This window comes from Sutterella wadsworthensis 2_1_59BFAA (genome assembly GCF_000297775.1).
Lineage (GTDB): Bacteria > Pseudomonadota > Gammaproteobacteria > Burkholderiales > Burkholderiaceae_F > Sutterella > Sutterella wadsworthensis_A.
Map to the genome: position 1 here is coordinate 78,788 of NZ_JH815522.1, position 6,511 is coordinate 85,298.

Genomic DNA, 6,511 nt, shown 5'->3' on the forward strand with positions numbered 1-6,511 from the left:
CGGACGGGCGGGCAAAAAGAGGCTTTCCCTCTCTATCGGTACGGGAAAGCCTCACCGAGGATCGTCCGTTGAGCTGATACAATGAATCCCATAGCAGGGGAGGCGAATCACGGCTTCACCCGGCACAGTTTTTTTCAAGAAGTATCAGCAAGGTCTGCTCAGGCGGACCGTTTTGGGTGGCCAGCATATGCAGGACAGCATGCGCAGAGTTCTGATTGACCGACTGCTTTCCGACAAGAGCGTCGTCACGCTTCAGGAACTGCAGGATGTCCTGAAGGTCAGCATTCCCACGATCAAGCGCGACCTGCGTTACATGCGCAAGGAGCTGAAGGCGCCGATCGTCTATTCACGAACCCGCGGCGGCTATCTTTACGATCTTCCAGCGGGCAAGTCCGGCGCGAGCCCCGAGTTCCAGAGGTTCTGGTTTTCCGCTCAGGAGCTCTATGTCGTCGTGAAGATGGTCGACATGCTCAAGGCACTCTCGAAGGACAAGTCTTCGGTCATTCTTCAGGATCTCGAACCGCTGCGCTCGCGCGTGGCGGGCCTGCTCAATCTCGGCGGCAAGAGTCCGCGCGAGATTCTCGGCAGGGTGAAGGTCATCGACCCGTCGGTGATTCATGGAGAGCCCGAGACCTTCCTGACGATCGGGAGCGCCCTGTTCGAGCACAAGCGCGTGCAGATTTCCTATTACAGCCGCACCCGCAGGGCGGAGTCCTTTCGTGAGATCTCGGCCCAGCGTCTGGTTCATTACCGAAACTACTGGTACGTCGACGCCTTCTGCCACGCCACGAACGCCCTGAGGACGTTCGCCATCGACAACATCCGCCGCGTCATCGTCCTGGGGACGACGGCCAAGCGCGTGCCGCTTCATACGATCGAGTACAACCTCGATCAGAGCTACGGTCTCTTCATGAGCGGCGATCCCAAGCTTGCCGTGCTCAGGTTCGACGCCGAGGCGTCGCCCTATCTCAAGCGCGAGACGTGGCATCCGAGGCAGACACTCGAGGAGCATGGAGACGAGGTGGTCCTGACGGTTCCCTACACGAACCCGACGGAACTCATCGGCGACATCTTCCGCTGGCGAGAGCACGTCGTCGTCGAGGCTCCTGAAGAACTGCGCCGCGAAGTCCGTGAATGTCTCCTGAAGACATTGAGTCAATACTGAGGCTGACGCCGCCTTGAGGGCGGCTCGCTTCCGGATTGACGGTAGACAGGAACTTCAATCATGACGGAAGAGCAGGTCAGGGCGAGGAGACATCGCGGCAGGCGCCATCGCCGCCCGAGTGTCCGGGACTTGCCCGAGATCTTTTTCTGCGGCGATCCGCACGGCACGTTTGATCAGATCAACGAGGCCGCCCGCCTTTATTCGCCCGATGCCATGGTCATTCTCGGCGACCTTCAGCCGCCGGCGCCGCTGCACGTGGTGCTGGAGGAGGCGCTCGCCTATACGGACATCTGGTGGATTCCGGGTAATCACGACACGGATTCGGACGAGTTCTACGACAGGCTGTGGCGAAGCGAGCTTGCGGGCCACAACCTGCACGGGCGCGTCGCCTGCGTGGCGGGCATGCGCATCGGCGGTCTGGGCGGCGTCTTTCGTGGTCAGATCTGGATGCCTGACGGCAATCCGAACTACTACAGTCCCGCGACCTTCATGCGTCGCGTGGGCCAGGGCAACATCTGGCGGGGCGGCGTGCCGCGCAGGCACCGTTCGACGATCTTCCCGTCCGTCTACGGCAACCTTCAGAGGCAGAAGGCCGACATTCTCGTGACGCACGAGGCCCCCTCGTGTCACAAGAAGGGCTTTTGCGCACTCGACAGGCTTGCCAAGACGATGGGCGTGAAGTGGCTTTTCCACGGGCACCAGCACGAGGACCGCGCCTACGGCATGCAGGGCTTGATTCTCACCCGTGCAGTCGGCTACAACGGCATCGTGAACCTCAAGGGCGAGGTCGTCGTTGAGGCGAAGCTCGATCCGAGAGAGGAAGCCGCGCTGCAAGCGACCGACGAGTGGCGCTACATGTCGGACAAGAACCCGATCATCGTCCGAGACGAGGACGGGCACATCTCGCTCGTACCCGAAGGACGTGAGTGCACGCCCGCGATTCTGCCCGTGTCCGAAAAGGTGCTCGCCAAGCTCAAGGCGGCTCAGGAGGAAGGGGGAAAGACTCCCGCGCTCGAAGAAAAGGGCAGGAAGGCCCAGAAGTCCGAGCAGGGCGGCGCTCCGCAGGGAGTGAGAAAGCAGGGCGATGAGGAGAAAAGGGGGCGTTCGCACCGTTCCTCTCGCTCGCGCAGCGGCCGGGACCGCTGGCGGCGTGCGAAAAAGCCGTCGCAACAGCAGCAGGGATGATCTATGACGAAAAAGGCGCCGTCTCCAGTGGGACGGCGCCTTTTCTGGTGTGCCAGACATGGGCCCAATCTACACGGGAGCGCCTCTGAATGAGAACTCTGTAGAACAGAGCGGTCTACTGAGGTAGGTAAAGGGAACAGGGGATGCAAACAGAAGAGCAGAGAGGACGGAGGCCACTCCGATGACTGCTCGCAACCGCGTGGTACGAGAACCGTACGCCACGTGGTGTGGAAGGACGCCCGTGGAAATAATCCACGGGCTCCTACCCGATTCTTGTTTTGGCGGAACGGTGACGGCTACGGGATGACCACGCGCACGGCGTCGCCCGCCTGAAGAAGCTCGGCCTCTTCGGGGACGATGGCTGCGGCGTTGCTCTGCGAGACGCTCAGAAGCGAGGCGGAGCTCTGCTGCGGGCACGGCGTGAAAAGGAGCGTGCCGTCCTCGGCCGTCTTCAGCACGCCGCGGACGATGTCGCGTCTGCCGGCGCGGCTCTTGATGCGTCCCTCGAGGCGGGCCGTGAGGACGAGCTGCTTCTCATGAACGCCCTGCAGGGCCTCGACGGCCGTGCGCAGGAAGTTCTCGGCGCTGGTGGCGGAGGCGACGGGGTTGCCGGGCAGGCCGAGAATGAGCGTGTGCGCCTCCTTGAAGTAGCCGAACGAGAAGGGCTTTCCGGGGCGCAGCGCCACATGGTAGTGGCGCAGGTCGGCCAGGCGGTTGAGGACGGCGGCTGTGAAGTCGCAGTCGCCAGGACCCACGCCGCCCGAGCAGATGACGAGGTCGTGCGTGGCGGCCGCCTCGCGAAAACGCGCCTCGATCACGGCGTCGTCGTCGGGGAGGATGCCTGCATATTCGGCGTCGATGCCGAGTGCGCGGGCGGCAAGCGTGACATAGGCGCCGTTGGCGTTGTAGATGCGCCCGTCGGAAAGCGGGCGTCCGTCGGAAGGCTCGACGAGCTCGTCGCCGCTGGAGAAGACGGCGGCCCTGACCACGGGGCGGCAGGAGAGTTTCGCATAGCCGAGACTGGCGGCGAGGCCGATGTCGCCTCGGGTGAGGCGGCGCGGCGCGGTGAGGAGCACTTCGCCCGCCCTGAAGATCTCGCCCTGTCGGCGCACGTTGGTGCCGGGCCTGAGGCCTGCGGGCTCAAAGGTGATGAAGTCGTCCTCCACGCGGACCTTTTCAATGGGAATGACGGCGTCGAGACCGGCGGGCACGGGGGCGCCCGTCATGATGCGCAGTGCGGAGCCCTCGGGAAGGGGCTCTTCAAAAGGATGGCCAGCAGTTGCGATGCCGCAGACGGGAAGCTTGACGGAGTCCGTCTCAGGCAGGTCGGCCGTGCGCAGCGCGAAGCCGTCCATGGCCGAGTTGTCGAAATGGGGGAAGTTGAACTGCGCGGCGACGCTTTCGGAGAGGATGCGTCCCTGTGCCTCGAGCAGAGGCACTGCTTCGCAGGCACCGTCAAGAGGTGCGACGGCCTCGCGCAGCGCGCGGGTGACTTCATCAAAGTCGGCACGAATGGCTTTCGACATGTCAAAATCCTTCAATGTGTCGGCCGCCGATGCGGCCATTCTTGGATTTTAGCGGCAGCAGCGCTGCCGGCGGAGACTAGCCATGACGAAAACGGCTGTTGCGGCGCCCGAAAGGGCGAATACGATCGGCCTTGTGCTGGCGGGCGGACGGGCCACTCGGATGGGGGGCGTCAACAAGGGACTGGTGCTCTTTAACGGCGAGCCCATGGCGGGGCGGGTCATCAGGACGCTGGCGGGTCAGGTGTCCCACGTTTGGGTTTCGGCCAACAGGGACGCGGACGCCTTCGTGAAGCTCGGGGCGCAGAAGGTCTTTGCCGACGTGCTCGAGGGATTCCCCGGTCCGCTCGCTGCGCTCGACTCGCTCAACGAGCGCCTCAGGACCGAGGGGACGGAGGGCGTCGAGTGGATTCTCACGGTGCCGTGCGACGTGCCGCTCGTGCCGGAGACGCTCCTCGAGGTGTTTGTGGGCGCGTTTGACGGGAGTCCTGCCTATACGATCGAGACGGGGGGATACGACCAGAACACGATCTCGCTCGTCCATGTGTCGGTCCTTCCTACGGTGCGCCCGTTCCTTGAGGGCGGAGACCGAAAGCTCGGACTCTGGTTCGAGCGGCAGGGAAGAGGGCATGTGCACTGGGACGGCCCCAAATCCGACTTTTACAACGTGAATGCTCCTCAAGACCTGCGGCAGTTGGAATCTGAGGCGAAAACGGGGGCTCTCCGAAGGTGAGGAAGTACCGTGTTTGCGGTATTTTTACGGCGAGTCTTGACAAAGCCTGCGGAAAGGTGTCTAATTTCAATCCTTCGCTGACGACGCCAAGTCATCGGCGAATAAATTTGACAAAGAGTTGATGAGCTGATAAACTCTCAATTCTGTGCTCTTCGGGGCGCTGTTCTTTAAAAATCAGAATTCAACGAACCGATAAGTGTGAACATCGGCAGTTTCAAGAGTGACTTTCAAAAGCACTCGAAAAACTTACGAAGTTCGCGCTTTGAAGGAAAAGCCGAAAGACGAAGGTTAATTCCTTCTCTTTCAATTCCGGCGAAGAGCGACAAACAGAGATTGAACTAAAGAGTTTGATCCTGGCTCAGATTGAACGCTGGCGGCATGCTTTACACATGCAAGTCGAACGGCAACACAGGGAGCTTGCTCCCGGGTGGCGAGTGGCGCACGGGTGAGTAATACATCGGAACGTGTCCTGTTGTGGGGGATAACTGCTCGAAAGGGTGGCTAATACCGCATGAGACCTGAGGGTGAAAGCGGGGGATCGCAAGACCTCGCGCAATTGGAGCGGCCGATGCCCGATTAGCTAGTTGGTGAGATAAAGGCTCACCAAGGCGACGATCGGTAGCTGGTCTGAGAGGACGACCAGCCACACTGGGACTGAGACACGGCCCAGACTCCTACGGGAGGCAGCAGTGGGGAATTTTGGACAATGGGGGCAACCCTGATCCAGCCATGCCGCGTGCAGGATGAAGGCCTTCGGGTTGTAAACTGCTTTTGTCAGGGACGAAAAGGACCGTGTTAATACCATGGTCTGCTGACGGTACCTGAAGAATAAGCACCGGCTAACTACGTGCCAGCAGCCGCGGTAATACGTAGGGTGCAAGCGTTAATCGGAATTACTGGGCGTAAAGCGTGCGCAGGCGGTTCTGTAAGACAGATGTGAAATCCCCGGGCTCAACCTGGGAATTGCATTTGTGACTGCAGGACTAGAGTTCATCAGAGGGGGGTGGAATTCCAAGTGTAGCAGTGAAATGCGTAGATATTTGGAAGAACACCAATGGCGAAGGCAGCCCCCTGGGATGCGACTGACGCTCATGCACGAAAGCGTGGGGAGCAAACAGGATTAGATACCCTGGTAGTCCACGCCCTAAACGATGTCTACTGGTTGTTGGGGTTTTTTAACCTTGGTAACGAAGCTAACGCGTGAAGTAGATCGCCTGGGGAGTACGGTCGCAAGATTAAAACTCAAAGGAATTGACGGGGACCCGCACAAGCGGTGGATGATGTGGATTAATTCGATGCAACGCGAAAAACCTTACCTAGCCTTGACATGCCAGGAATCCTGAAGAGATTCGGGAGTGCCCGCAAGGGAATCTGGACACAGGTGCTGCATGGCTGTCGTCAGCTCGTGTCGTGAGATGTTGGGTTAAGTCCCGCAACGAGCGCAACCCTTGTCACTAGTTGCTACGCAAGAGCACTCTAGTGAGACTGCCGGTGACAAACCGGAGGAAGGTGGGGATGACGTCAAGTCCTCATGGCCCTTATGGCTAGGGCCTCACACGTCATACAATGGTCGGAACAGAGGGCAGCGAAGCCGCGAGGTGGAGCAAATCCCAGAAAACCGATCGTAGTCCGGATTGCAGTCTGCAACTCGACTGCATGAAGTCGGAATCGCTAGTAATCGCGGATCAGCATGCCGCGGTGAATACGTTCCCGGGTCTTGTACACACCGCCCGTCACACCATGGGAGTGGGGTTCACCAGAAGACGTTTGTTTAACCGCAAGGAGGACGGCGTCCACGGTGGGCTTCATGACTGGGGTGAAGTCGTAACAAGGTAGCCGTACCGGAAGGTGCGGCTGGATCACCTCCTTTATAGAGAGATGCAAGAAATCCTCTTGAAGTTGACT

General features: G+C 60.3%; 4 protein-coding genes and 1 rRNA gene. 4 read left to right on the top strand and 1 reads right to left on the bottom strand.

What is annotated here, in order from left to right:
* The first annotated feature begins 199 nt into the window (after positions 1-199).
* Both HMPREF9465_RS11955 and HMPREF9465_RS11960 read left to right on the top strand, forming a co-directional pair.
* Positions 200-1,165: a helix-turn-helix transcriptional regulator gene (locus HMPREF9465_RS11955; protein ID WP_005437349.1), complete on the top strand. Its 966-nt coding sequence runs from the start codon at positions 200-202 to the stop codon at positions 1,163-1,165.
* A 129-nt stretch (positions 1,166-1,294) separates the two neighbouring features.
* Positions 1,295-2,350: a metallophosphoesterase family protein gene (locus tag HMPREF9465_RS11960; protein WP_231289398.1), complete on the top strand. Its 1,056-nt coding sequence runs from the start codon at positions 1,295-1,297 to the stop codon at positions 2,348-2,350.
* A gap of 296 nt (positions 2,351-2,646) precedes the next feature.
* Here the strand turns inward: HMPREF9465_RS11960 and glp are convergent, their stop codons facing one another.
* Positions 2,647-3,876, bottom strand: coding sequence for a gephyrin-like molybdotransferase Glp (gene glp / locus HMPREF9465_RS11965; RefSeq protein WP_005437352.1), 1,230 nt, complete (start codon positions 3,874-3,876; stop codon positions 2,647-2,649).
* 82 nt (positions 3,877-3,958) lie between these two features.
* Here glp and mobA point away from each other — a divergent pair, with 82 nt between their 5' ends.
* Together mobA and HMPREF9465_RS11975 are read left to right on the top strand one after the other, a co-directional pair.
* Entirely contained in the window at positions 3,959-4,606 is a 648-nt protein-coding gene (mobA, locus tag HMPREF9465_RS11970; RefSeq protein ID WP_005437354.1) for a molybdenum cofactor guanylyltransferase MobA, read from the top strand.
* A gap of 335 nt (positions 4,607-4,941) precedes the next feature.
* A 16S ribosomal RNA gene (locus HMPREF9465_RS11975) occupies positions 4,942-6,476 on the top strand.
* The last annotated feature ends 35 nt before the right edge of the window (positions 6,477-6,511 follow it).

Bases quoted from the DNA above. Each gene is read 5' to 3' on its own strand.
- HMPREF9465_RS11955 (WP_005437349.1), top strand. From the start codon at position 200: ATGCGCAGAGTTCTGATTGACCGACTGCTTTCCGACAAGAGCGTCGTC.
- glp (WP_005437352.1), bottom strand. From the start codon at position 3,876: ATGTCGAAAGCCATTCGTGCCGACTTTGATGAAGTCACCCGCGCGCTG.
- mobA (WP_005437354.1), top strand. From the start codon at position 3,959: ATGACGAAAACGGCTGTTGCGGCGCCCGAAAGGGCGAATACGATCGGC.